Raw genomic sequence first — 23,947 nt, 5'->3', positions numbered from 1 at the left:
CCGATGATTACCCACAAACTGACATTGGACGAAATCAACCACGGGTTCGACCTGATGCACGAAGGCAAATCAATCCGCGCCGTGGTGGAGTTTTAAAGCCATGGAGCTCGTCTCTCGCAATCGGTGTTTTGGAGGCGAACAGGCGGTCTACAAGCATGCGTCCGAGGCGTGTGGCGTAGATATGACGTTTGCGGTTTTTCTCCCGCCGCAGGCCAAGTCCAGATCAGTACCGGCGCTTTGGTACTTGTCTGGACTGACATGCACCCATGACAATGCAATGACCAAAGGTGGCTTCCAGCAATTTGCCGCTGAATATGGGGTTGCACTGATCTTTCCCGATACATCACCACGCGGCGAGGCGGTGCCGGACAATGACTCTTACGACCTCGGGGTCGGGGCCGGGTTCTACCTGAATGCCACGCAGGACCCATGGCGCAGCCATTTCCAAATGTATGATTATGTGGTATGTGAATTGCGGTCTTTGGTGCAGGATGCCTTTCCAATCTCTGAGCGCCACGGCATCACCGGCCATTCCATGGGTGGGCATGGCGCGCTGACGATCGCGATGCGCAATCCGGGCTTGTTCGCGTCGCTTTCTGCCTTCTCGCCTATCGTCAATCCCTGTCAATCTGATTGGGGGCGCAAGCAATTCAGCGCGTATCTGGGCGATGACGAAAGCACATGGGCGCAATATGACGCGACCGTTTTGATGTCGGAAACCGGTTGGCACGGTGACATTTTGATTGATCAGGGCGCAGATGATCAGTTTATCGATCTGCTACGCCCGCAAGCCTTTGCCGAAGCCACCGCATTGCGCAGACAACCCTGCGTGCTGCGAACCCATGTAGGCTATGACCACAGCTATTTTTTTGTGTCCACATTTGCGAAAGATCATATGTGCTGGCACGCTGACCGACTAAATGGAAATTAGGATGGGGTTTTCAGTTAAGATGCGTCTGCGATTTGTGCTTGGATTTCTGATGGCTACTGGTGCGGTCTTGACCGGCGCCACAGCCTATGCGGAAAATCAGAGCGCAGAGCTCACGTTTGAACTGACCGGCGATGCCGCAGCGGGAGAGCGTGTTTTTCGCAAGTGTCAGGCCTGTCATGATGTGGGTGCTGGTGCAATGCCCAAATCCGGCCCGGTCCTGAACGGGATTCTTGGCAGACCAGCCGCCAATGCCGAAGATTTCGCCTATTCGGCGGCCATGACATCGGCTGCGTCAACGCAGGACCTTATCTGGACACCGCAAACGCTTGACGCGTTTTTGACCAAACCCAAAGCGTTCATCGACGGAACGAAGATGACCTTTATCGGGCTACGCAAGGACGAAGATCGCGCCAACGTAATCGCATATCTGGCAACATTCTTAGAGGAGGAGAATTAGACAGAAAAAGATGACCGCTTCGTTTGGCAGATGATGTTTGCCTAAGAAGCACGCTCGCCAGTTGCGGGCAACAGGGCCGTCAGTAGAGGAGATGCCCCTGCTTTTTTCCACTAGGGAGGATAAGATGAAGAAGAAACTATTATTGACAACAGCATTGCTTTTGGGGTCGACCAGCATGGTCGCCGCAAACGATGATCTGATGGCCATGATGGACGACCCGAACCAATGGGCGATCCAGACGGGCGACTACGCCAACCAGCGTTATTCAGATCTTGACATGATCAACAAGGACAACGTCGGCGACATGCAGGTTGCATGGACGTTCTCGACCGGCGTTCTGCGCGGGCACGAAGGTTCACCGCTGGTGATCGGCGACATCATGTATGTCCACACGCCTTTCCCTAATATCGTCTACGCGCTTGATCTGGCAAACGACGGCAAGATCATCTGGAAGTACGAGCCCAAGCAGGACCCTGACGTCATTCCTGTGATGTGCTGCGACACGGTCAACCGTGGTGTAGCCTATGCTGACGGCAAGATCTTCCTGCATCAGGCGGACACAACGGTTGTTGCGCTGAACGCGGACACCGGTGCCGTTGAATGGAGCGTTGTGAATGGCGATCCATCGATTGGTGAAACCAACACTGCCACCGTGCTGCCTGTCGGCGACAAAGTGATCGTTGGTATTTCGGGTGGTGAATTCGGTGTGCGCGGTCACGTCACAGCCTATAACATCGCTGACGGCAGCCAGGAATGGCGTGCTTATTCGATGGGGCCAGACAGCGATATTCTGGTCGATCCTGAAACCACAACCCATCTGGGGACACCTGTCGGTGAAAATTCCGGTACGAACACCTGGGAAGGTGATCAGTGGAAAATCGGTGGCGGCACGACCTGGGGTTGGTATTCCTATGATCCGGATGAAAACCTTGTCTACTACGGCACAGGGAACCCATCGACCTGGAACCCTGCACAGCGTCCGGGTGACAACCGTTGGTCCATGACCATCATGGCACGCGATGCCGATACGGGTATCGCCAAGTGGTTCTATCAAATGACCCCACACGACGAGTGGGATTATGATGGCATCAACGAAATGATCCTGACCGATCAGGAAATCGACGGTGTTGAGCGTAAATTGCTGACACACTTCGACCGGAACGGTCTGGGCTACACACTTGATCGCGTATCAGGTGAACTGCTTGTCGCTGAAAAGTTCGACCCTGTGGTCAACTGGACAACCGGCGTGGATATGGACCCCAACTCAGACACCTACGGGCGTCCTGCTGTGGTGGCTCAATATTCAACAGAGCAGAATGGCGAAGACGTGAACTCCACCGGTATCTGTCCTGCGGCCCTCGGGTCCAAGGACCAGCAGCCAGCGGCGTATTCGCCAAAAACCGAATTGTTCTATGTCCCTACAAACCACGTTTGCATGGACTACGAACCATTCCGGGTCAGCTACACCGCAGGTCAGCCATACGTTGGCGCGACACTTGCGATGTATCCAGCCCCAGACAGCCACGGCGGCATGGGTAACTTCATCGCTTGGGACAACATCAAGGGTGAAATCGCATGGTCCGTGCCAGAGCAGTTCTCTGTCTGGTCCGGTGCGCTGGCAACAGCCGGTGACGTGGTGTTCTACGGCACACTCGAAGGCTACCTGAAAGCTGTTGATGCAGCGACCGGTGAAGAGCTTTACAGCTTCAAAACGCCATCAGGTATCATCGGGAACGTCATGACCTACACCCAAGATGGCCAGCAGTATGTTGCTGTCCTGTCCGGGATCGGTGGTTGGGCTGGTATCGGCCTTGCCGCAGGTCTGACCAATCCAAATGACGGTCTGGGTGCTGTGGGTGGCTATGCCGCGCTTAGCGACTACACCGCACTTGGTGGTCAGTTGACCGTGTTCACAGTGCCAAACTAAGAACTGGCGCAATCGAAAAAGGGTTGGTCCGGAACAAATCGCCGGGCCAACCCTCTTGCATAGATTTAGAGGTCAAAAATATGCGTAACATCGCAGTTATGCTGGCAACAGCAGGCATGATGGTCATGGGGCAGGGGGCGTTCGCCCAGGATGACCCGAACATCACAGTCGCCTACGAAGAGGACGGCAGATACTTCACAGATGACGGAATCCCAACCTATTTTGTCGACGAAGACGGCACGGTCGATTGGCTGACATTTTCAGGGTTCCGCCGCTATCACTCTGAATGCCACGTCTGCCACGGGCCAGACGGGGAAGGGTCAACTTACGCGCCGGCGCTCAAGAATTCTGCCGTCGATATGACCTATGATGATTTCCTTTACACCGTGGCCGCCGGTCGCGAGAACGGCAACTCTGTGATGCCGCAGTTTGGTGATAACCTGAATGTCACCTGCTACATCGACGACATTTACGTCTACCTCAAGGCGCGCGGGACCGATGCTGTTGCACGTGGACGTCCGGCTAAGAAGCAGGCGAAATCCGAAGCAATCGCAGAGGATGAAGATGCGTGCATGGGTTAAAACCGTTGCTCTGATCGGTCTGTGTTTCGGGGGTTTTCCCGCCGGGGCACAGACGTCAGATCTGGTGTCGCAATCCAGTTTTCGGGTCTGTGCGGATCCGGCCAACGCGCCTATGTCAAGCCGTGACGGGACCGGCTTTGAAAACAAGCTGGCCGAATTCTTTGCGGCCAAGCTGGAAATGCCGGTGCAGTATGAATGGTACCCGATGTCCACCGGGTTTATCCGCAACACGCTGCGGGCCAATAAATGTGACGTGGTCATCGGTTATGCGCAGGGCCACGAGATGGTGCTGAACACAAACCATTATTTCACCTCTGCATATACGCTGGTCACGCAAGCTGATGGGCCGATTGCGGATGTCGACAGCCTGTCAGACCCGCGCCTGCAAGGTTTGCGTTTAGGGGTCGTGGCCGGATCACCGCCCGCCACGCATCTGGCCCGGAACGGGCTGATTGCACAGGCACAGGCCTACAATCTTGTGGTCGACAGACGCCACGAGTCGCCGATTCCCGACATGCTCGCCGATCTTGAGGCGGGCACGATTGATGGCGCGCTGATCTGGGGGCCGATCGCGGGCCCACTTGTTAAAACCGATCATCCCGGTCTGCGGGTGACACCGCTTCTGAAAGAGACCTTGCCGCCGCGGCTCTTTTTCCGGATCACCATGGGGGTACGGCTGGGTGAGAAGGTCTGGCAGCGTAAGCTGAACTCGTTGATCAGGCGCAACCAGCAAGAGATCAACCAGATCCTGACCGATGCGGGCGTGCCGCTGATCAATGACATGGGAACGGATCTTTTGGCTGCAGCAGAATGATCCGCGCGGCGGCCATTCTCGCACTTTGGCTGCCGGTTGCCGCTACGGCCCAACCGGTCCCAGAACCTGACAGTTACGAAACAGAGCATTACCGCGGACCCGTGCCGGTTTCGCTTACAGGCGGGACCGTCGTGGACAATGACGCGGCATATGCTTTGTGGAAAACCGGGCAGGTGGCCTTTGTCGATGTGCTGCCGCGCGCGCCAAAGCCGGAAAACCTGCCAGAGGGTACAATCTGGCGCGACCAGCCGCGCCATTCAATTCCTGGGGCCATTTGGTTGCCAAATGTCGGCTACGGTGCTTTGGCCGACGTGACAGATGCCTACTTTCGCGATGGAATGAAGCAGGTAACCGGCGGCGATCCTGACTATCCGGTCGTATTCTTCTGCCTCAGAGAATGCTGGATGTCGTGGAATGCCGCCAAACGCGCGATTGAGGAATACGGCTACACGCATGTGTTCTGGTATCCCGACGGCACTGATGGTTGGACCTTTGAAGAGTACCCGACCGCTTTGCTGGTACCCTCATAAGCGGGTGCCAATGTCGGGACGGCGTTCCGAACGGTGGCGAAGATAGCGGAAAAAACTTGACATTCTCCATGCAAGCATCTGTTTTTAATAAAGACTATGCACCGCAGTTGCGCATCATCTCTCTATGGGAAATGTTGCAAGCAATGGAATCTCAAGTCACCTTGCGACAGGTTCCGCTGTTTAGGTTCTCGACTGAACCCTTTTCCCACGGCGCTTGCGGATCACAGAACCCGGCCTCTGTTCCGATCACGGGTTTGAGTTTGCGCCAGTTCCGAAAACTCAATGCCACGATCAAAGGCGATCTATTTGCGGGCTGGCTGGGGCAGGGACTCTATCATAGTCATCAGTCGGTTCATCAAATGGGTAGCGGTCGTTGTTGCGGAACAACACAGCGAAGCGCGTCTTACGTTCGACCAGCGAGGCGACATTTGCCTTGCCCTGAGCGCGCTCGAAAATCATCAAGTCGCCTTCCCATTCGCAAATGTCTCACGAGTTTAACGTAGTCTGGGCGTTCATGGATCGACCGATCAGGCGGGAAAACAAAGCCTCGCAGTGTACGACGGCGGCGTGGCTGCTGTTTTTTGCGACGATGCGGAAGGTGACGTGCCAATTCTTCGGAATGGCCATCTGGGCCGTAAACGTAGGCGACCGGCGATCTGTTCCGGCGACCATCCGGCCTCCAGTTGCGTGATCACGTGCTTTCTTTGTCGCAACCCAGTTTAGAATGTGCCCCGCGTATAAGAACAATACGTATAATCAGTATTATGTAATATATCTTCTTACCCTGATGAATGATAAAACGACTGATGCCACGCAACATACGCCTGTGTACCATCAACGACCGATGTTCTTGGCGCGTATCCTGTGAGGTCCTGTAACAGCGTTGTGTCTGCCCATGTTGCGGGCACATCGCCGGCTTGCATGTCTTCGTATATCATTTCCGCAGAACGCCCTGCTGCCTGTTCGAGTGCCCGAATGAAGTCAAGCAGTTTGACCGAGACACCGTTGCCGATGTTGACGGCCCGCCATGGCGCGACCTGAGATAGACTGTCAGCTTTGGAGCGCGTGTCATTCATTGTATGATCCGGGATTACGTCCATCAGAAGCCTGATACCGCGCACAAGGTCGGTCACATAGGTGAAGTCCCGTAGCATGTTTCCATGATTGAAAACCTTGATTGGCGTCCCGTCAAAAATCGCTTTTGTAAAAAGATACGGCGCCATGTCGGGTCGTCCCCACGGTCCGTAGACTGTGAAAAACCGAAACATCGTGATCGGCAGCCCATAAAGATGGGCATAGCTGTGTGCCATCGCCTCGTTCGCTTTCTTGGTCGCGGCGTAGTACGACATCTGGCTGTCGACCTTGTCCGTCTCGCGATATGGCATCTGGGTATTCGCGCCATAGACCGAGCTTGTAGAGGCCATCAGCAAGTGTTTGGGCGGGAAAGCGCGTGCGGCTTCGAGAAGTTCAAACGTGCCCATCAGGTTGGCTTCTGTGTATGCACGCGGGTTTTCTATGGAATAGCGCACACCAGCCTGTGCCGCCAAATGCACAATAAAATCAGGACGATGTTGTTCGCATAGTTGCCGCAGAAGTCCAGGTTCTTCGACTTTTCCGCGGATCGCCGTGTAATTTAGGTCGACCAGCAACAAGGCTTCACGTGCTGTTTTCAGAGCCGGATCGTAATAGTCATTGTGGCTGTCCAACCCCACGACCCGAAAGCCATCGGCCAACAGGCGTAGGCACAGATGCAATCCGATGAAGCCAGCCGCGCCTGTCACAAGGGCGGTTTTTGTTGCCATCAGTCAACCTCGAACAGATCGCGGGTATAGACCTTGTGCGCCACATCACGCATGTCGTCAGTCATGCGGTTTGCAAGGATAAGATCCGCCTGCCCTTTGAATTCCTCCAGATCATGGACCACTGGACTGTGGAAAAAATGCGTCGCATCCAACACCGGTTCATAGACAATGCATTCGATGCCTTTGGCTTTGATCCGTTTCATGATCCCCTGAATGGAACTGTCGCGAAAATTGTCTGATCCGGCCTTCATCACCAGCCTGTAAATACCTACAGTCTTTGGGTTTTTGGCGATAACCTGATCCGAAATGAAATCCTTGCGGGTGCGGTTTGATGCGACGATTGCCGCTATGAGATTCTGGGGCACACGATCATAATTCGACAAAAGCTGCTTGGTGTCTTTTGGCAGGCAATAGCCGCCATAACCAAAGGATGGGTTATTGTAGTGGCCACCGATGCGTGAGTCGAGGCTGACGCCCTCGATCACTTCACGTGCATCAAGCCCATGCGCGATCGCATAGCTGTCCAATTCGTTGAAGTAGGCCACGCGCATGGCAAGAAACGTGTTGGAAAACAGCTTGATAGCTTCCGCTTCTGTTGATTTCGTGAAAAGAACGGGCATGTCCTTCGACGCGGCCCCGTCCACCAGAAGCTGCGCAAATGCGCGGGCTGCATCAGTGTGGGCGCCAACGACGATCCTTGACGGATGCAAGTTGTCCTCCAGCGCCCTGCCCTCGCGCAGGAACTCCGGCGAAAAAATAATGTCTGGATAGTCATGTGCCTCTTTGCATTTCGCAGTAAAGCCGACGGGGACGGTTGATTTGATAACAATAACGGCGTCTGGAGCGATTTTCCGAGCCTGTCCAATCACCGATTCAACGCTGCTTGTGTCAAACAAATTCGTCTTTGGATCGTAGTTGGTGGGCGTTGCCACAATGACGTAGTCTGCATCGGCATATGCGTTCTCTGGATTGGCGGTTGCTGTCAGATTAAGCGTCTTTTCAGCCATGAAAGCCGCCATCACGTCGTCTTCGACTGTGGTTTGCCCTTGATTGACCTGTTCAACACGCGTCACATCCGTGTCAATGGCGACCACCTGATTGTGCTGTGACAACAGCACCGCGTTCGAGAGTCCGACATAACCCAAGCCTGCAACGACGATTTTCATTTCTGTAATTCCTTTGTGAACGTCGACCGGGGCGTGGTTATAGGATCACGCAAAGATGGACAAATTTATTTCTGGCTGCGTCGATACATTGAATCAAGCCTCAGTTGAAGTTGCCAAAGGCGCAATTTCGTTAACATCGATCGGTGCGGGCTGCCCAAAAAGCCCCTCGAACCGCGCGAGGCCCTGAGCGACCCTTTGCTTGCGTTTTTCAAACGCTTCAGGCGTCTCGTTCAGGTCTGCGGGCAACTCGTATGCAAAGGGCAAGACCGCCAGCTCATGGTCCGCACGAAGCAGAAAATCGGTCGTTGGCGCATTTGTCAGGCGGTATTCAGTGTCGGGCTGCATCGAAAGCTGGACAAGCCTGCGACTGTTGAACGGCGACAGATAGAATGCGTGATCCTGACCCGGGAATAATACCCCCAGAGCGGCCGGAACCAAAGTTTCAAAGAAGATGAAATCGGCAGAGCGTTCCAGCGCATTCGCTGGCAGATCATCATAGTGTTTTTTGAAATCAGCATGAAACCGCTGCGCCACTTCCGCATTGAATTTCCCGTTCCCGACAAGGCTCATCATGCGGATTTGCCAGCGCGGTTTACGCCATTCCTCTGGGTTGGCGGTGACAAGATATTGACCACGCATGATGTTTGTCTGGTGGCCACGCATGACGATGGAATCTTCTTTCACGTGCAAAAACAGACCGTTATCAATCTCTTTGGGCACGGCGGCCAGCGCCCCGGATGCAACCTGATAGCGCCGGGCTGCCAGTCGTCTGACGTATCGCGGGGCGGACAATATTTTGCGGTCGTGCACTTCGAATGGCACGCCCTTTGCTGCACAAAGGCTTGCCGCGACATGCGCGTCTCGCCGATTTGCATAGGTGTTGATATGCGAAAATATCTGGGTGACATCCTGCAGGCAGGGCGCGGTCGCCAGTGACATCAAAATCCGGCTGTCATTGCCGCCTGATAGCGGCAGTGAGGTGGGCCCCAAGCTTGTCATCCGCGTCATGATTTTGCGTCCAGCGTCGATCATTTCATCGAAGATGGCGTCGTAATCATTTGTTTCTGCAGTGAATTTGTCCGTTGGTTTGGGCCAGAACCGCGTCGTTTCAAATTTGTCCAACGCCATGCGGTGATTGGCATTGAGCCGGAAAACATGTGCGTCGCAGGTATGGGAAAGCCCATAGCTGCCTTCACCAACCTCGATTTCTGCCCTGTCGTAAAGCGGGTTCCATTCAACGGGCCGGTCAATGCACAAAAACGTACTGGCCGCGATCCTGCGGGTTTCCGGCGCGTAAACCGCCCCGATCATGCCAACGGGATCGCAGTAGAAATATGTGATCCCACCCAATTCAACGATAAGTGCGTAGCGACCGGACAGCCTTGCAAGGCACTCTTCCAACGCATCCCGCGCTTCGGGGGATCTGCTGTCGAAACCTTGCTGCAAGGCCTCTTCGGGCAGGTTTCCGTCGTGGTCTACCGCAACACCCAGACAGACACCAAAGCTGTTGCCCGCACAGTCAGTCAACATGACCCGGCGCAATGCCGCACCCGAGGCCACCCATTGTGATCCACACTGCACGCTGGTGAAACCGGGCAGGTCCAGTTTGTCTGGGCTGACAATATATTGGTATCGGAATGTTTGTGCAAAGCTGACATTCCTGTCAGAGCAAAGGGTTTCTGCCAAAGTTCTCAAGTGTATGTCGTCTTTCGTCTTGTTGTCTCAGTTCTATCAGAAAGCAGGATGTCAGAACCCTTTCCCCTGCCCCGTCGCTATCCGTTGCGGCTGGCTCGCCCATCACTTTCAATCGTCCAATCCAAAGCGGCAGGCACGAATTTTGCACGTTTATAGACGGCTTTCAGAACGTGCTTGAAACCGTCGAATACTGCTGCGTGGGGGGCTGATATTCCCGCATTTTTGCCATGCATGATAATGGCTTACCGAGCGATTTCAATGTTGCTGCGACCAGTAGTGAATTTTGAATCATGTGCATTCCGGGCACCGAAATGCAATAACGTGCGGTTTCACCAAAGGCAGAAATGGTCACTTCAGAATAGGTGCTGTGTTCGATCGCCTCAACTAGTCTAACGTCATCGCCGCAGGTCATTCCACATTCAATAATCCGGTTCACCTTCCCGCTTTCCAGCGCGCGGTACCGCAGTTTTTCAAATGCGGAGTCGTGGGATGGCAGAATAGCTGTTCCTTTCTCCTTCATCCCCCAGAAGATTTCTGTCTTTGACTTGATGATGCCTTCTTCGGGGTTGTCGTGGTATTCCGCGTGATTCATGCCAATGGATGTAATTATCCCGATATGCGGCTGTGCAAGTTCAGAGGATTTTCCAACCATATCAGGAGAATACATTGCCAGTTCAAAAATCGCCACATCGGTCGTCGGGGGCAAACTGCAAAGAGTCGCGGTGACGTATGGCGTCAGATTTTGGTTGTTTCGAGACGCGTAGATGTTGCCAGAAGACTGAAGGACCTGCGCCAACATCGCCTTGGTGCTGGACTTCCCTGCACTTCCGGTGATGCCGACGACCTGCCCATCGAAACTGGCGCGGCGCTTTTGGGCAAGCTTCATGGCGGCTGACTGTAGGTCATAAACCCAAATATGTGGGATCGAATCCGCCAGGTGGGTATCAACAAGTGCACCAACTGCACCGCGGCCAAGCGCGCGTTGTGTCATCTGTGGGCCCGCATTGAATATTGGCAGGAAGACACTGCCCGGCCCGCAACTCCATGCCCGAATATGGAAATCCCGGACAACTGATGTGGGGTCGGCGCTTCCTGACAGCCGCCCTTCAACTTCGGCGGCAATCTTGCCGAGCGTCCATGTTTCTTTCATCGCGGCTCCATCTTTCCGACACCCCAAGCGGTTTTGTATCAGGAAGGCATGTCCTGCCACAGGTCGTTGCCTTGTTCCGATACGGTTTGGTCGCTGTGGATGCCAGAGCTCAGTTGACATTCTTTTACCAAAGGTCGGCCTTTTCGTCGCCCCCAAGACGTGATTTGAGCGTGCAGCACACCGGATTTTCGGGCAATATTCGGTAAAAGCCGGTGGCACCAAAGTTTTTACCTTCCTGTCTGGAAAAGAGGAGCACAATGGCCAGAATGAACATGAAGAAGGTCAAAGGCGACCGCTACTATGGAAAGACGGCGAGCGACTACGAGACCGTGCGCAGCAAACAGCCGTGGTGGGGTGTCGAGCAGCGCGAAATGCAAACGTTGCTGGACAAACTGCCACGTGATCTGAGTGTTGTGGATATCCCGTTTGGTACAGGGCGCTTTGTCCCTTATTATCTGGAGCGTGGCTATAAGGTTCACGGCCTGGATGCGTCGGATGCGATGCTGGATACGGCCAGCGAAATTCTGGGCGCGCAGTACGCACAGTGCAAAACGGAGGTTGGACTGTCCACTGCCCTGCCCTTTGCCGACAACGAGTTTGATCTGCTCGTCAGCACGCGGTTCTTGCGCGATATCATTCTGTTTCGCGATGTCAAAACAACCATGGCCGAGTTTTCACGGGTCACGAAAAGCTATGCGATAATTCAGCTTGGCATCAACCTGACTGCCCCATTTGAAATTCCGCCTGACGACGAAAAAATGAGCAGCCGGATGTCGATGGAGCAGACAGAGGACTTTTTGCTGGAGTATGGCTTCATCGTGACAGACAGTCGCTTTGTGAAAGGTGTCCGGGACCAAACGTCTGAAATCAGGCATCTGCTCTGCAAGAAACTCTAGCTTTCCATGTTTGTCGAATTCCTTGGCCTACCTGCCAGTGGCAAGACAACGCTGATCACGGCCGTTCACAAAGCGCTGGTGGTCGCAGGTGTGCGTGTTTGTTTTGATGACGGGCTTGAGACACAAGACCGGACTCTCCCGGGTTATATCCGACGCAAACCCTTGTCCCGGGCGATCTATCGGCTTGAGCAGTTTCGCAGCTCATATCCCGAATGCGCCAGCATTATTGATCAAATCGGGTCGCAGGACATCAATGCCAAAGCCCTTCTTTTGGGAACCGGAGCAAAATATCAGATGTTTCGGGCCAACCCTGATCTGTGCGATATGGTGCTGGCTGATGAAGGTTTTCTGCACCGTGCCATCTATTTGATCGCGCGGACGGATGCAGATCAAAAACAGCTTCTTGATGCCTTTTGTCACGCGATGCCTGTTCCCAAAGCGCTCGCTCATTTGACATTGCCTGCCGCGCAAAGCTTTAGCCGTGCTGTCGAGCGGCTCGCTGCGCGCGATAAGTCAGGGCAGGATTTACAGCAAATCGAGCGCCGGATCAAAATGGCCCATGGCGATGTGCAAGCCTTGGCCAACCGGGCTGCCTTGATGGATCAGGCCGTGAAAACCCTTGCGCAACGCGGAACGCAAATCTTGCAGATTTCAACGGATGCGGCCCCCTCAGATGCAATTCTGCAAACGTCGCTGGGACTGATGCGTGCCATTGCATAGGGTCTAGTCCAATGCATCGAGCCCGCGCCGCACTGCACGATTTTGGTTCTTTGCAAGGATATGCTCGCCCAGCTTCTTTGCAAGCTTGCCATGCCCTTTTGCGATGGTTCTGTTGAACAGTTCCTTTTGATATCTGGCAAAGTCTTTTCTGGCACGCAGCAATTCATAGTAGCCTTGCGCCGTCAAAGTGCCCTCAAGTGCGCCCAAGATGATCGGGTTCAAAATGCCCATTTGGTTCAAGGAACTTCCCAACCTGTGCCCAAGCAAAGGTGCCCGCAGATGCTGCACGTTGTCATTTCTGAACCTTGCGGCGTGCTGCGCATCCAATGGCTCATAAGGGTCATAAAGGATTGTAACCCGGCCTGCTGCGGCGCTTACCGCTGCCGCGTCGCCGTATTTGCCGGAAAAGTCGCGGTCCCAGACGACTTTGTAACGTGTCTCCCAAGGGACGACGGATTTATCAACGGTGGACTGCGGAGAGATGGCAACAACATCGCAGCCCGGCGCGGCGGGCGAAAAAGCGCAAGCCGCATAGCCTCCCATTGAGGCCCCATAGAACACAACCCGTTTGAATTGTGAGAAAAAGCCGTCTTGTTGGAGCTGATCGAATTGGTCGGAAACCCATTGTTCGCGATACCATGTCCACCCCCCGGCCAGCACGCCGAGCATGGACCAGCCTTGCTCCTTGATAAAGCTGTACCCCCATGGCCGCCGGTCGGTCCGCTTGGTCATGGCGATATCAAGGTTGTCAAATGTCACGACCAGCGTGTCCTTGCTGCGGGGGGTATAAACGAAGCTGTGCCCGTTTGTCCCCGCTCTGTACCAGCCCTCTTGTCCGGCTAATTCTGTTGCGATCACCGCCCATGTGCTTTCTGCGTCGTCAGGTTCAGGAGGTTCTGGCGCAAGGCTGATCCGCGTCACCGATTTTCCGGCAACCTCGCGGGTAGAAAGGACCGTGTTTGACCCGTAGTCCCGAAGAAACGGAAAAGCGCCGGACCCTTTTCGAATATCCATGAAGAGCTGCGAACTTGCATGCAGGCAGCGATCCAGAAATTTGGCCAGAAATCGCACCTTATAGGCATCCCCAAACCCTGAAAGATTGCACAGCACATCCACAGGCCGCAGGTCTTTGTCATCGCGGATCACTTTGATCCGGTCCGGGTCCACGTCATTTTCTGTCAAGAACGCCGAATAGTCGGCAATCCAAGGGGCGTCAGTCGCGCCGAGTTCTCCGCGTCGGTCCGCATTTATCAGCTGGATGTCGCAATCAAATTTATGATGCAATGCAAGGGTCAATACACGTGCCTCGCCCGTCAGATCGGCTACGACAGTCACATCATTCGCCGCAACTTCATCAATCAGGGCACTGTCGAACACGGCCGTCCCACGCCCCTTGATCGGGGCCAGATGCGGGTTGATACCGTGCCGGTCAATCAGTTTTTCCAGATAGCTGTCCTTGGGTGGCAGGCCGTTATGAAGATTGCCCAACTGGCGCTTGTTCGATGCCCAAAGATGCAGGGCGGTTGTTTCAGATGTGATCAGGCCCTCGGCGATCGATGCATTGCGCAAGAACTTGAGCCGTTCACGAAAAGTGAGCGGGTAGAACGCATTCAATGGTAAAACATGGTCTTGCAGTCCAAGCGTATGCACGAAATGCGTGACCATCATTGGCCCCCAGACGCCCCAAGGCTGTTGGGTTATATGCTCTGGATTGCCTTTATCGGCTTGCTTGCGCATCTTTTCCTGCCGCTTTTTTGGCAGAAAGGGGGCTATGGAAAACCGATCGGACGTAAAATCCAGCATGTCAGACAAAAGCTGGCTGTCGGCGGGCATACCCAATACCGCGTTATTGACGCGGTGTGCGCCGGGCAATTCGTAGCCGAACACATAGTCGCTTTCATAGGCCATAGGCCGATGGCAGTAGACGTCCGTATCGACCCAGATCATGCCAGGGTTTTGATGTATCATATGCAGCCGGAACAGGTCCGCAAAAAGCGCATAGCTGTTCTTTTGCTCGTATTTGATGAAGTCATCGGTGTCGATCACCTCGCGGCCATCGCGGCGGATCACCCCTGCTGGCACGTTGGGGATTTCCTCGTAGGAGAAAAGCGTGACCTTCTGGCCCTGATCCACAAAGGATTTCAGGCACAGTTGCTCCATCCAGCTGAGGGGGCCGCCAATCCACAGGGTGCCAACTTCGCGTGTGCGCGTCATATAGTGTTCCTTGCTGGCATCTTGCATCCGCGCTCCGGTGGCTGGAATTGCCCTATCCCACCGTGTAGAGGTTATCTTGCTTCCCCGCTTGGACCATGCAAGCAGAAATCGCAAGAAATTGCGGGGCGCAGATGACCCGTCCAACGGTCGCACGCACAACAAAAGCAGAGGTTCAGGTGCCCACGCAATTTATCCAGCGCAGATTGGCAGGTCGCTTCGTGGGCGATATCGCGTTGCTTGATGCGGTCGAGCATGTGGTAGATGGGCAGCGGCAAGTCAGTTTGTTTTTTGACGGTCAGGTGGACCCCGCGCAAATAGCCCCCGGCCCGGGCATCGCATTGATTGACACACGACAGATTGCCGGCGCGCCGATCCTCACTTTTGCAATCCCACGCAATGGTCGGCCTGCCTTTCGCATAGCCGATGAGGATGTCGAGATCACGCCAGCCGAAGCGGAGCTTTCGGTGTTTGAAGGATCAAATGCGCTGTTGGCCGTGCGTAACGGCGAAACCGCGCAGACTTTGCTGGATTGGCTGGCCTATCATGTGGATGTTCAGGGCGCGACCCACGCCGTAATCCTTGATCGCGCCAAGCCCGGCAGTGACCCTGCTTTCGCCAGCGCATTGCGCACCGGCCTGGACCACGCAAAGTTTGCCGGTCAGGTCATGCTTGTGACCAGTGATGTCCCGATGGGAAAGCCCGATCTGCCCGCAGAGGCGCATCCTTTTTGTGTCCCTGAATCGCCGGGCAAGGACCGGATGAGCATTCCCGCAGCGGCGCCATGGACCTCTCCCTTGGGTGCGCTGACCTGGTACGAAATCGCCCGTGCCCGGTTTCTGGCCGACGCCCGTGCAGTTGCCAACATTGATGTTCATGACCTGATACCACGCGCAAACCAGACCGTTTTTGACAGTGCCGTCGCCGCGGATGGCGGGATGATTACGCTTGCGGGGCGTCATTGCTATCCTTGGCGGGTGCGCAACGGTGAACCCACCTTGTTCGCTGACCATACGTGCGTGCAGTTTGATGCCGACGGCCGCCGCTTGCGCTGGTGCCTTGCACCTGCAAAGGGCCCTGATGATGCGGTCTGGCGTATGGTCCGCATCGGGAATGGCTTGCCTGACGAAAGCCGCAGCCAAGCGTTTTACAGGCATATGGCCCTGCGCCACCCAACCGACAGTATTTCCAAGATTGTGCCGAAAACGTCGCTGGTTGAACATCCGCCGCTGCTGGCACAGGCAACTGACTATTTTGGACATAATCCGGTCCGGGTGCCCCAGGTTGAGCTTACCCCCGATGCCGACGGTCGCGGGCGCTGTGCAATTGTCACCACGATGAAAAACGAAGGCCCCTTCATCCTTGAATGGCTCGCCTATCACCGGGCTATCGGGTTTGACGATTTCCTGATCTATACCAACGATTGCAGCGACGGCACAGATGCGATGCTGCAATTGCTGATGCGCAAAGGGCTGGTGCAACACCGCGAAAACAGGTTTCGCGAAATGAACCTGAAACCGCAACACGGAGCCTTGCAGATGGCAGAGGATGAACCGCTGATCAGAGATGCAAAATGGGTGACCTGCATCGATGTTGATGAATTTGTGAATATCAAAGTGGGTGACGGGACCCTGACCGCCCTTTTTGATGCGGTGCCCGACGCGAACATGATCGCGATGACGTGGCGCCTGTTCGGCAATAACGATATCCATCCGTTTCAAGATGGCCCGATCACAGAACAATTTACCCGCTGCGCCCCTGAACTGGCGCGTAAACCGCATCAGGCGTGGGGCTTTAAGACTCTCTTTCAAAACATTGGTTTGTTTAAGAAATTAGGTGTACACAGGCCCAAGGGGCTAAACCCGCAACTGTGGGAAAAGATCAACTGGGTCAACGGCTCTGGCGTGCCTTTGCCGCGCGACATGTTCCGCAATGGGTGGCGGTCGACGACAAGTACCTATGGATACGATCTGGTGCAGCTGAACCATTACGCTGTGCGCTCTGCCGAAAGCTTTCTGGTCAAGCGCGACCGGGGCCGTGTCAATCATGTCGATCGCGATCAGGGCATGGCCTATTGGTTTCGGATGAACAATAACGCTGCGGAAGAGCATTCCATCAGCTCCCGCTTGCCGATGATGCGCGTAGAACTGGCCAAACTAATGGCAGACCCCGACATTGCAGCCGCGCATGATTTTTCGGTGCAGCGCCACCGCGAAAAGATCGACGAACTGCGCCGCGGCGAAAACTATGCGGCGTTCTATGCCGCATTGACCAGTCCCCGAGCTGAGGCACTCTCGCGGCTGCATGCGCATTTCGGGGCCAATGTGTTTCTATCCGGCCCCGAGGTTATCCCCGACGAGGTCATCGCCCAAGGACCAGATGGCGACTGGTTCTTTACTGTCGAGCTTCAGGGCGAGACGGCGCACTAATCCGCCGTTTTGCGGGTTCCCTGTTCGCGCCGCATCCGCAAGAGGCCCTGAAAAAGGGCTTTTTGCATCTGCGCAGGCAAGATCGTTGTCGCGGGCATCTGCAACAATCGTGCCATCATGTAAAAGCTGTCCGATTCCAGCTTGAGCGCTTCAATTCGTGCCTTGCGCCATGCAACACCGGCCTTGTGCAAACGGTCGATTTCCGCATCCTGGCGCAAAGCCTGCACCCGTTCAGTCACCGCAGTCTGATGCCTGAGGATACGTTCGTCTGTGACCGCGTTCAGGTTCCGGTCCGACCAATAGGCCAGATCAATCGGATCGCTCGTATGATTGGGCTTTCCACGCGCGACTTTCACCAAAAAACTCTCGACCGCTCCAAGCGCATAGTGATTGATCTGGGCAAGATCATAGCGCGGTGCAAGGGTTGGCAGCAGGGTGCCGGGTGTGGGTGGCAGTGCGTTGCCATTGCCATCCACCCATTGGCCATATTTTGCGCCCTCTTTCAACTTGGGCCGGTGGACGCCCAACCGGTGGTAGCGCGGCGCGTTGCGAAAAAGCGATTTGAACTGCACGGCGCGCCACGGCCATAGCAAAGCATCTGGCGCAGCTTGGGTGAACTGCGTCAGGACGGGTGTGTCCTCAAAGGTTTGAACGCCCGCATTGCCAAACATCCGCCACGGGATTGCAAACCCGTCTGCATCTGGTCGCGCAGCCAACAAATCTGCAATCCGTCCCGCGCCTTCATGAATACAAAGAAACTCGTCAACATCGGTGACATAAATCCAGTCGGCCTTTTTTGTCAGTGGATGACGGCGCGCCTTGCCAAGTGCGCGCCATTGAACCGTCTTGTTGCCACCGGAATGATTGCGCTCGTGTTGTACAACGCCCAAAGCGGTCAGGCGATCCAAAAGCGCATCAGTGCCATCATCGCAATCGTTGCTGTAGATCAGAAAGTCAGTGACCCCGATATGCTGATGATAGGCAATCCATTCCAGAACGAAGGGGGCTTCGTTTCGCATCGTGGTCACGGCAAGTACGCGCATTCAGGTTCCAACCTCCAAAAACGCCCTACCCTGGCTTCCGCGCCTTTGCACGGTCCTAGCGTGCAAGTCGGTTGTGGTGCAAGTGAACTTGGTCTGACCATTTGGCAACTTATTGCAATGAAACGCAACCATGGCCGCACATTACCATTTTGACGTACAAGTCATTGATGCTAGAGGAATCCCATGTCACACTCGATCCTTATCCTGAATGGGCCCAACCTCAATTTGCTTGGGACCCGGCAACCCGAAGTCTACGGGACAACCACGCTTGATGATATCAAGGACCTTTGCGCCGAACATGGCAAGGCATTGGGAGTGAAGGTTGCTTTTGAGCAGTCAAATCATGAAGGGGTCCTGATTGACGCCATCCACGCGGCAAAGGGCACGCATGCCGGGGTTATCCTGAATGCCGGGGCCTATACCCATACGTCAGTGGCGCTGATGGACGCGATTTTTTCAACCATGTTGCCAGTGATTGAACTGCACCTGTCCAATGTCCACGCCCGCGAAGAGTTCCGGCATCAATCCTATATCGCCAAAGCCGCGATCGGTATTATCTGCGGGTTCGGTGCGGCTGGTTATCCCTTGGCGATGGATGCATTGCTGCGCTATCTGGGGGACGCGGATTGAGCGATCTCATTGCGCATCTGGAAGGTCTTACCAACGCCGGCTCTGTCGAAGAGTTGTGGAACATCCACACCAACAAGATGCGTGAATATGGGTTTGACCGGGTAATGTACGGCTACACCCGCTATCGCACATCCAATTCGCTTGGCGATCCGCAGGATTGGGTCCTGCTATCCAACCAGACCCCTGAATATATGCAGGTCTTTTTTGATGAAGGACTGTATTATAATGCGCCAATGATCCGCTGGGCACTTGCCAATGACGGTGCGTGTGCCTGGCGCTGGATGGTCGAGGTTGATAATCTGACAGACGAAGAAAAGCGGGTGATCGCCTTCAACCAGAAAATGGGCGTGACTGCGGGCTATACCATCAGCTTTCGGTCCATTTCCGAACGCACCAAAGCGGCCACCGCTCTGACGGCGCGGCCTGGCCTCGATCAGGCGGCTGTGGACAAGACATGGGAAGAGCATGGCGATGCCATCGTCGTCATGAACAACGTCATGCACCTTAAGTTACTGACCCTGCCCTATACCGGCGACAGGCACCTGACCAAACGCCAGCGCGAGGTCTTGCAGTGGGTCGGCGACGGCAAAACAACGCAGGACACCGCTATCTTGCTGGGATTGACGCCAGCGACAGTCGAAAAGCACCTGCGGCTGGCCCGCGAAGCGCTGGACGTGGAAACCACAGCGCAGGCTGTGCTCAAGGCGGCGTTTTATAATCAGATGTTTGTCATCGACGGTGACACAGACACTTAATTCAAGCATGTATTCGAACCCGCAATGATCGTACCTGCAATGTGGGGTCAAACATACAAAAGTTGCGTCATGGTATGGTTTCCCTGACTTCCCTAACGTTAGGTAAATGGGCAAGCTTCCCTTGTTCCGTGAGTGGTGGCCTTGGGCCTGGGAACAGCGACAGATAACCTTGAGATTGCAGGGCGCTACTGTCGTGCCGGGTAACCGGACGCTGGCACACTGGGTTTGCCCAGTGGGGTCAGCACACCGATGCAAGTTCGTCCCTGTCCCATAAGGACGAAGTTTCGATCATCGATGCGGCATCGCATTTGTCCCGGGTGCGATGCCGCAATTCCTCAGTTCAGCGCTACAGCGTCAAAGCCCAGCCATTTTCCAGCAACCTAAAACCTGAGCTTGATGGCGATCCGCCTAAATTGAAGGCTCAATAAATGCGTCCAATATGACGGGCGGAACGAGCAAGGCAGGTATGGCCAAGCCAAACCACTTGAATGGGAAGATCATTTTGCTTGGAGTTTTTCGTTGGGGGCGGTTTCTTTGTGCTCTTAGCGGTTGAACGCATGCGCAGTGAGCCTGTCGAACGGCTGCATTTCATCGATATGGCCAACGCATTTGCCGAAATCGGTTATGAAGAAAACCTCGTTCCGGCCACCATTTGACGTATCGGGATGCAACATTTGCAAACAGGTAAACTATTTATTGAGGCATGATGCGGGTGCCGCGCTGCTTGTTGCCATCGCGGCGATGCAATTGAATTGCTTCAAGTCAACAAGACGGCAGTCTAGGGACGGGGTTGGCTATGGGACTGCGTTGCGTGCCGATTTGATTTGTACCAGCTGCCCCCCCCAAAGAAAACGGCCCGCCAATCACTTGGCGGGCCTTAGCATTCGGAGTTGATACAGGTTAGCCGTTCAGCTTGGCAACTTCGGCAGCAAAGTCTTCTTCGACTTTCTCGATGCCTTCGCCGACCTCAAGCCGGACAAAGCCTGTGATCTCAACACCGGCCTCTTGCGCCGCAGCAGCAACGGTCAGGTCCGGGTTGACGACGAACTGCTGGTTCAGCAGTGTCACTTCGGCCATGTATTTCTTCATACGGCCAACGATCATCTTTTCGATGACGGCTTCGGGCTTGCCGGATTCGCGGGCGATATCCATCTGGACCTGCTTTTCCTTTTCCACCACTGCGGGGTCGAGGTCAGCTTCGGACAGGGATGCGGGGTTGGCAGCGGCGATGTGCATCGCAACCTGACGACCAAATGCTTCGTTGTCGCCATTTATTGCAACCAGCACGCCAATGTTGCCCATGCCGTCGGCAGCAGCGTTGTGCACGTAGCTAACCACCTTGCCGCCTTCTAGCGCGGCCATGCGGCGCACGGACATGTTCTCGCCGATCACGGCTACGGCGTCGGTCACTGTCTGTTCGACGGTCTTGCCACCCATGTCAGCCGCTTTCAGGCTATCAATATCAGAGGTGCCCAAACCAACAGCCGCGATCCCGCCAACCATTTTCTGGAAGTCCGCGTTTTTCGCAACAAAGTCAGTCTCAGAGTTTACTTCAACAGCGACACCCTTGCCACCGTCAACAGCAACAGCCACCAGACCTTCGGCAGCGGTGCGGCCGGATTTTTTGGCAGCTTTGGCCAGACCCTTGGTGCGCAGCCAGTCAACTGCGGCCTCCATGTCGCCATCGTTTTCGGTCAACGCTTTTTTGGCGTCCATCATGCCTGCGCCTGTGCTGTCGCGCAGTTCCTTCACCATTGCAGCGGTGATTGCCATCTTGCTTCTCCTATCAGAGGAATTTGGAATAGGTGCGGGCGGGGGTTGCCCCCCTGCCCGGCTATGTCTTGTACGTTGACGCGCCTTAGGCGCTGGCGGCGGCTTCTTCAGCAACCACTTCTTCGGCCAACTCTTCCATGGCGCCCATGTCAACACCGGCAGCACCCAACTGGGCTGTCATGCCGTCCAGCGCCGCGCGGGCGGCCAGATCAGTGTAAAGTGCAATGGCGCGGGCCGCGTCATCGTTACCGGGGATCACGTAGTCCACGCCGTCGGGTGAACAGTTGGTATCAACCACAGCCACGACAGGAATGCCCAACTTTTTCGCTTCTGCGATGGCCAGATCTTCTTTGTTGACGTCGATGACGAACAGCAGATCAGGTGTACCGCCCATTTCGCGGATACCGCCAAGAGACGCTTCCAGCTTGCCCTGAATACGTTCCATGCCAAGACGTTCTTTCTTGGTCATGCCGGCAAAACCAGCTGCCGCAGATTCGTCAATCTGCTTGAGCGTGTTCAAACGTTGCGAAATCGTCTGCCAGTTGGTCAATGTGCCGCCCAACCAGCGGTGGTTCATGTAGAACTGCGCTGACTTTTCAGCCGCTTCCATGATTGGCTTTTGCGCCTGACGTTTGGTGCCAACGAAAAGAACGCGGCCGCCTTTGGCAACTGTGTCACGGATAACCTGAAGCGCCTGATCAAGCAGGGGCACAGTCTGTGTCAGATCCATGATGTGGATGCCGTTGCGCGAACCATAGATGTACTGTGACATCTTGGGGTTCCAGCGTGCTGTCTGGTGGCCGAAGTGTACGCCTGCTTCAAGCAGTTGGCGCATGGTGAACTCGGGTAGAGCCATGTCGTTTTCCTTTTCCGGTTTCAAGCCTCAGCGGGGGATCAGCATTTGCCAACCGGTGGATCGCTTGGGATGTCTCCCCAAACGACCCGCCCCCGCCTGCGGGATTAAGTGAGCGCGCATTAACGCGGCTTTGTGTGCGGTGCAAGTGTTTTGCACGAATTGTCGCAAAAAGCCCGATATGGCAGTGGATCAGACGCTTTCACAGGTTACAGAAACACCCGCTCAACGAACCAATAGGTCCCTACAAGCGCAATCGCGGCCGAGCAGGGCACGGCGACGAACACCCGGTAGCTTTCCAGATGGTCGCGAAACTGGATGGACGCAGCGCAAAGCACAAAAACCCCCGCCAGAGGCGCGGCAAACAGCCAGACCGGGTTTTCAAGCGCGGTTTCAAGTGCTTGCGGATTAAGAAGCGCAAGTGCAATGGCCACAACTGTCAGGACGCCATATAGGGCAAAGCCCTGCCCGGCCTCATTGCGCCCCCGATCAATCCGGAGCGCCTGCCAGACGCACAACAGCATGACGCCGATCACGGCCAGCTGGCCCACTTCCACGCCCACGTTGAACCCGATCAGGGCGGCGACAAACGTTTCTTCGGGCAGTCCAAATTCGCTGAGCACCGATGCAAACCCCAGACCGTGCAGCAGCCCGAACAGGAAAATCGCGAAGGGACGCCATGGGCTGATCCCCTTCATGAAGATATTTTCAACAGCCACATATACGATGGAAGCCGCGATCAACGGCTCGACCACCGCGATAAATTCAATGTTGAACGTCCCGACAAAGAAGTCGTCCAGTACCTTGGTATGCCCCAATGCGGCCAGCGCCAGCGTGATTGTATGCGCCAGCGTAAACAGGGATACTTGCAGCAAGAGCGGACGGACACGTGCAGCCAGAAAAAACAAGCCCAGAACAAACAGGATATGATCCAGCCCCTTGGGCACGATATGATCAAAGCCCACGGGGATATAGCGCAGGAAGCTTTGCATCGCCGTCGCCTGATCGCCGCCGGACAGCGAGATCGGGTCGCTCAGACTGCCTGCTTCAAGATAGCCATCATAGGGCGCATCGACCCCCATCTGACGCACGACCAGCACCCCGAATGACCTGTCCCAGCCGACCTGCACCTTTTGTGTGCCTTCCGGCAGATCAGCCGAAAACACGATGTCCGATGAACGGACCGCTTCGATATTTCCCACTGGCCCGACGATCACATTGTCAAGTTCCGGGGTCAAAGGCTGGCCATCTGCCAGAATAGTGATGGCACCGGCCATCTGTGGCCAGAAGCTGCGAAACTGCTGTTCCAACGCCGGAGGTTCCAGCGCGCGCAATACATCATAGCTGGCTGCCTGTGGTGCATCGTTGGTGTCGCTGGTCTCGGTCAGGTCAATGCCTGCCACAAAACTTTCAAGATTCGCTGACATTTCAAACACCAGCTTGCCGTCCACTTCGGTCATATCGGTAATCGAGGGCAGGACTTCATGGGCTGCGGCCAATGACAGGGATGTGATCCACAATACAACGGCGCTTGACAACGCTCTGATGAGTGACACTTTCGAGCTAACTGAAAAGGACTTCATG

At 55.2% G+C, this 23,947-nt stretch carries 21 protein-coding genes and 1 pseudogene; 12 read left to right on the top strand and 10 right to left on the bottom strand.

Going from position 1 to position 23,947, the window contains the following annotated elements:
- The first annotated feature begins 100 nt into the window (after positions 1-100).
- From fghA to C8N45_RS16095, 6 genes are all read left to right on the top strand, one after another.
- Positions 101-931, top strand: a complete 831-nt coding sequence (gene fghA, locus C8N45_RS16120) for an S-formylglutathione hydrolase (protein ID WP_108387275.1) — start codon at positions 101-103, stop codon at positions 929-931.
- A 1-nt stretch (position 932) separates the two neighbouring features.
- On the top strand, positions 933-1,388 hold the full coding sequence (locus C8N45_RS16115) for a c-type cytochrome (RefSeq protein ID WP_245882702.1): 456 nt from the start codon (positions 933-935) through the stop codon (positions 1,386-1,388).
- A gap of 124 nt (positions 1,389-1,512) precedes the next feature.
- Positions 1,513-3,315, top strand: coding sequence for a methanol/ethanol family PQQ-dependent dehydrogenase (locus tag C8N45_RS16110; protein ID WP_108387274.1), 1,803 nt, complete (start codon positions 1,513-1,515; stop codon positions 3,313-3,315).
- Positions 3,316-3,431: 116 nt separating this feature from the next.
- Complete coding sequence (locus tag C8N45_RS16105) at positions 3,432-3,896, top strand: c-type cytochrome, methanol metabolism-related (protein WP_245882707.1); 465 nt, start codon at positions 3,432-3,434, stop codon at positions 3,894-3,896.
- Positions 3,880-4,710, top strand: coding sequence for a substrate-binding domain-containing protein (locus tag C8N45_RS16100; protein WP_211095478.1), 831 nt, complete (start codon positions 3,880-3,882; stop codon positions 4,708-4,710). The genes C8N45_RS16105 and C8N45_RS16100 overlap by 17 nt, the downstream gene beginning before the upstream one ends.
- Complete coding sequence (locus C8N45_RS16095) at positions 4,707-5,240, top strand: PQQ-dependent catabolism-associated CXXCW motif protein (protein WP_108387271.1); 534 nt, start codon at positions 4,707-4,709, stop codon at positions 5,238-5,240. The genes C8N45_RS16100 and C8N45_RS16095 overlap by 4 nt, the downstream gene beginning before the upstream one ends.
- A 178-nt stretch (positions 5,241-5,418) precedes the next feature.
- On the opposite strand, the pseudogene C8N45_RS24230 reads toward C8N45_RS16095, so the two are convergent.
- From C8N45_RS24230 to C8N45_RS16070, 5 genes and pseudogenes are all read right to left on the bottom strand, one after another.
- Positions 5,419-5,944 (bottom strand): annotated as a pseudogene (locus C8N45_RS24230) (IS30 family transposase); the annotation flags it as partial.
- A gap of 75 nt (positions 5,945-6,019) precedes the next feature.
- On the bottom strand, positions 6,020-7,042 hold the full coding sequence (locus C8N45_RS16085; protein WP_108387270.1) for an SDR family NAD(P)-dependent oxidoreductase: 1,023 nt from the start codon (positions 7,040-7,042) through the stop codon (positions 6,020-6,022).
- The gene (locus tag C8N45_RS16080) at positions 7,042-8,208 is read right to left on the bottom strand and encodes a nucleotide sugar dehydrogenase (protein ID WP_108387269.1); all 1,167 of its coding nucleotides are present in this window, start codon (positions 8,206-8,208) and stop codon (positions 7,042-7,044) included. The genes C8N45_RS16085 and C8N45_RS16080 overlap by 1 nt, the downstream gene beginning before the upstream one ends.
- Positions 8,209-8,301: 93 nt before the next feature.
- Entirely contained in the window at positions 8,302-9,903 is a 1,602-nt protein-coding gene (locus tag C8N45_RS16075) for a hypothetical protein (RefSeq protein WP_133175995.1), read from the bottom strand.
- A 163-nt stretch (positions 9,904-10,066) separates the two neighbouring features.
- A complete protein-coding gene (locus C8N45_RS16070; protein ID WP_168769498.1) occupies positions 10,067-11,053 on the bottom strand; it encodes a Mur ligase family protein in 987 nt (328 codons plus the stop codon).
- 257 nt (positions 11,054-11,310) lie between these two features.
- Between C8N45_RS16070 and C8N45_RS16065 the strand changes: the two genes are divergently transcribed.
- Complete coding sequence (locus C8N45_RS16065) at positions 11,311-11,949, top strand: class I SAM-dependent methyltransferase (RefSeq protein WP_108387266.1); 639 nt, start codon at positions 11,311-11,313, stop codon at positions 11,947-11,949.
- A 6-nt stretch (positions 11,950-11,955) separates the two neighbouring features.
- A complete protein-coding gene (locus tag C8N45_RS16060) occupies positions 11,956-12,669 on the top strand; it encodes a hypothetical protein (RefSeq protein ID WP_108387265.1) in 714 nt (237 codons plus the stop codon).
- Between the two features lie 3 nt (positions 12,670-12,672).
- On the opposite strand, the gene C8N45_RS16055 is transcribed toward C8N45_RS16060, so the two are convergent.
- Positions 12,673-14,883, bottom strand: a complete 2,211-nt coding sequence (locus C8N45_RS16055; protein WP_108387296.1) for a hypothetical protein — start codon at positions 14,881-14,883, stop codon at positions 12,673-12,675.
- A gap of 131 nt (positions 14,884-15,014) precedes the next feature.
- Here C8N45_RS16055 and C8N45_RS16050 point away from each other — a divergent pair, with 131 nt between their 5' ends.
- Positions 15,015-17,309, top strand: coding sequence for a glycosyltransferase family 2 protein (locus tag C8N45_RS16050; RefSeq protein ID WP_245882699.1), 2,295 nt, complete (start codon positions 15,015-15,017; stop codon positions 17,307-17,309).
- Here C8N45_RS16050 and C8N45_RS16045 read toward each other — a convergent pair.
- Positions 17,306-18,352, bottom strand: coding sequence for a glycosyltransferase family 2 protein (locus C8N45_RS16045; protein WP_108387263.1), 1,047 nt, complete (start codon positions 18,350-18,352; stop codon positions 17,306-17,308). The two genes, C8N45_RS16050 and C8N45_RS16045, sit on opposite strands and share 4 nt — an antisense overlap.
- 183 nt (positions 18,353-18,535) lie before the next feature.
- Here C8N45_RS16045 and aroQ point away from each other — a divergent pair, with 183 nt between their 5' ends.
- The 3 genes from aroQ (at position 18,536) to C8N45_RS23285 (ending at position 20,393) form a co-directional block, all read left to right on the top strand.
- Positions 18,536-18,982 (top strand): type II 3-dehydroquinate dehydratase, encoded by a 447-nt coding sequence (gene aroQ, locus C8N45_RS16040; protein ID WP_108387262.1) that lies wholly within the window; start codon positions 18,536-18,538, stop codon positions 18,980-18,982.
- Positions 18,979-19,737, top strand: a complete 759-nt coding sequence (locus C8N45_RS16035; protein WP_108387261.1) for a LuxR family transcriptional regulator — start codon at positions 18,979-18,981, stop codon at positions 19,735-19,737. Before aroQ ends, C8N45_RS16035 begins: the two co-directional genes overlap by 4 nt.
- 506 nt (positions 19,738-20,243) lie before the next feature.
- Complete coding sequence (locus C8N45_RS23285) at positions 20,244-20,393, top strand: hypothetical protein (RefSeq protein ID WP_168769497.1); 150 nt, start codon at positions 20,244-20,246, stop codon at positions 20,391-20,393.
- 244 nt (positions 20,394-20,637) lie between these two features.
- On the opposite strand, the gene tsf is transcribed toward C8N45_RS23285, so the two are convergent.
- The 3 genes from tsf to C8N45_RS16020 form a co-directional block, all read right to left on the bottom strand.
- Positions 20,638-21,510: a translation elongation factor Ts gene (tsf, locus tag C8N45_RS16030; RefSeq protein WP_108387260.1), complete on the bottom strand. Its 873-nt coding sequence runs from the start codon at positions 21,508-21,510 to the stop codon at positions 20,638-20,640.
- A gap of 85 nt (positions 21,511-21,595) precedes the next feature.
- Positions 21,596-22,366: a 30S ribosomal protein S2 gene (gene rpsB, locus C8N45_RS16025; protein ID WP_108387295.1), complete on the bottom strand. Its 771-nt coding sequence runs from the start codon at positions 22,364-22,366 to the stop codon at positions 21,596-21,598.
- A gap of 206 nt (positions 22,367-22,572) precedes the next feature.
- Entirely contained in the window at positions 22,573-23,946 is a 1,374-nt protein-coding gene (locus C8N45_RS16020) for a HupE/UreJ family protein (RefSeq protein WP_168769496.1), read from the bottom strand.
- Position 23,947 lies beyond the last annotated feature (1 nt).

The organism is Yoonia sediminilitoris, assembly GCF_003058085.1.
GTDB lineage: Bacteria > Pseudomonadota > Alphaproteobacteria > Rhodobacterales > Rhodobacteraceae > Yoonia > Yoonia sediminilitoris.
The sequence above is the reverse complement of the archived record's forward strand: the minus strand, read 5'-3'. Positions and strand labels throughout refer to the sequence as shown.

Coding starts and splice junctions, on each gene's coding strand:
- fghA (WP_108387275.1), top strand. CDS start 101: ATGGAGCTCGTCTCTCGCAATCGGTGTTTTGGAGGCGAACAGGCGGTC.
- C8N45_RS16115 (WP_245882702.1), top strand. CDS start 933: ATGGGGTTTTCAGTTAAGATGCGTCTGCGATTTGTGCTTGGATTTCTG.
- C8N45_RS16110 (WP_108387274.1), top strand. CDS start 1,513: ATGAAGAAGAAACTATTATTGACAACAGCATTGCTTTTGGGGTCGACC.
- C8N45_RS16105 (WP_245882707.1), top strand. CDS start 3,432: ATGATGGTCATGGGGCAGGGGGCGTTCGCCCAGGATGACCCGAACATC.
- C8N45_RS16100 (WP_211095478.1), top strand. CDS start 3,880: ATGCGTGCATGGGTTAAAACCGTTGCTCTGATCGGTCTGTGTTTCGGG.
- C8N45_RS16095 (WP_108387271.1), top strand. CDS start 4,707: ATGATCCGCGCGGCGGCCATTCTCGCACTTTGGCTGCCGGTTGCCGCT.
- C8N45_RS16085 (WP_108387270.1), bottom strand. CDS start 7,042: ATGGCAACAAAAACCGCCCTTGTGACAGGCGCGGCTGGCTTCATCGGA.
- C8N45_RS16080 (WP_108387269.1), bottom strand. CDS start 8,208: ATGAAAATCGTCGTTGCAGGCTTGGGTTATGTCGGACTCTCGAACGCG.
- C8N45_RS16070 (WP_168769498.1), bottom strand. CDS start 11,053: ATGAAAGAAACATGGACGCTCGGCAAGATTGCCGCCGAAGTTGAAGGG.
- C8N45_RS16065 (WP_108387266.1), top strand. CDS start 11,311: ATGGCCAGAATGAACATGAAGAAGGTCAAAGGCGACCGCTACTATGGA.
- C8N45_RS16060 (WP_108387265.1), top strand. CDS start 11,956: ATGTTTGTCGAATTCCTTGGCCTACCTGCCAGTGGCAAGACAACGCTG.
- C8N45_RS16055 (WP_108387296.1), bottom strand. CDS start 14,883: ATGACGCGCACACGCGAAGTTGGCACCCTGTGGATTGGCGGCCCCCTC.
- C8N45_RS16050 (WP_245882699.1), top strand. CDS start 15,015: ATGACCCGTCCAACGGTCGCACGCACAACAAAAGCAGAGGTTCAGGTG.
- C8N45_RS16045 (WP_108387263.1), bottom strand. CDS start 18,352: ATGCGCGTACTTGCCGTGACCACGATGCGAAACGAAGCCCCCTTCGTT.
- aroQ (WP_108387262.1), top strand. CDS start 18,536: ATGTCACACTCGATCCTTATCCTGAATGGGCCCAACCTCAATTTGCTT.
- tsf (WP_108387260.1), bottom strand. CDS start 21,510: ATGGCAATCACCGCTGCAATGGTGAAGGAACTGCGCGACAGCACAGGC.
- rpsB (WP_108387295.1), bottom strand. CDS start 22,366: ATGGCTCTACCCGAGTTCACCATGCGCCAACTGCTTGAAGCAGGCGTA.
- C8N45_RS16020 (WP_168769496.1), bottom strand. CDS start 23,946: ATGAAGTCCTTTTCAGTTAGCTCGAAAGTGTCACTCATCAGAGCGTTG.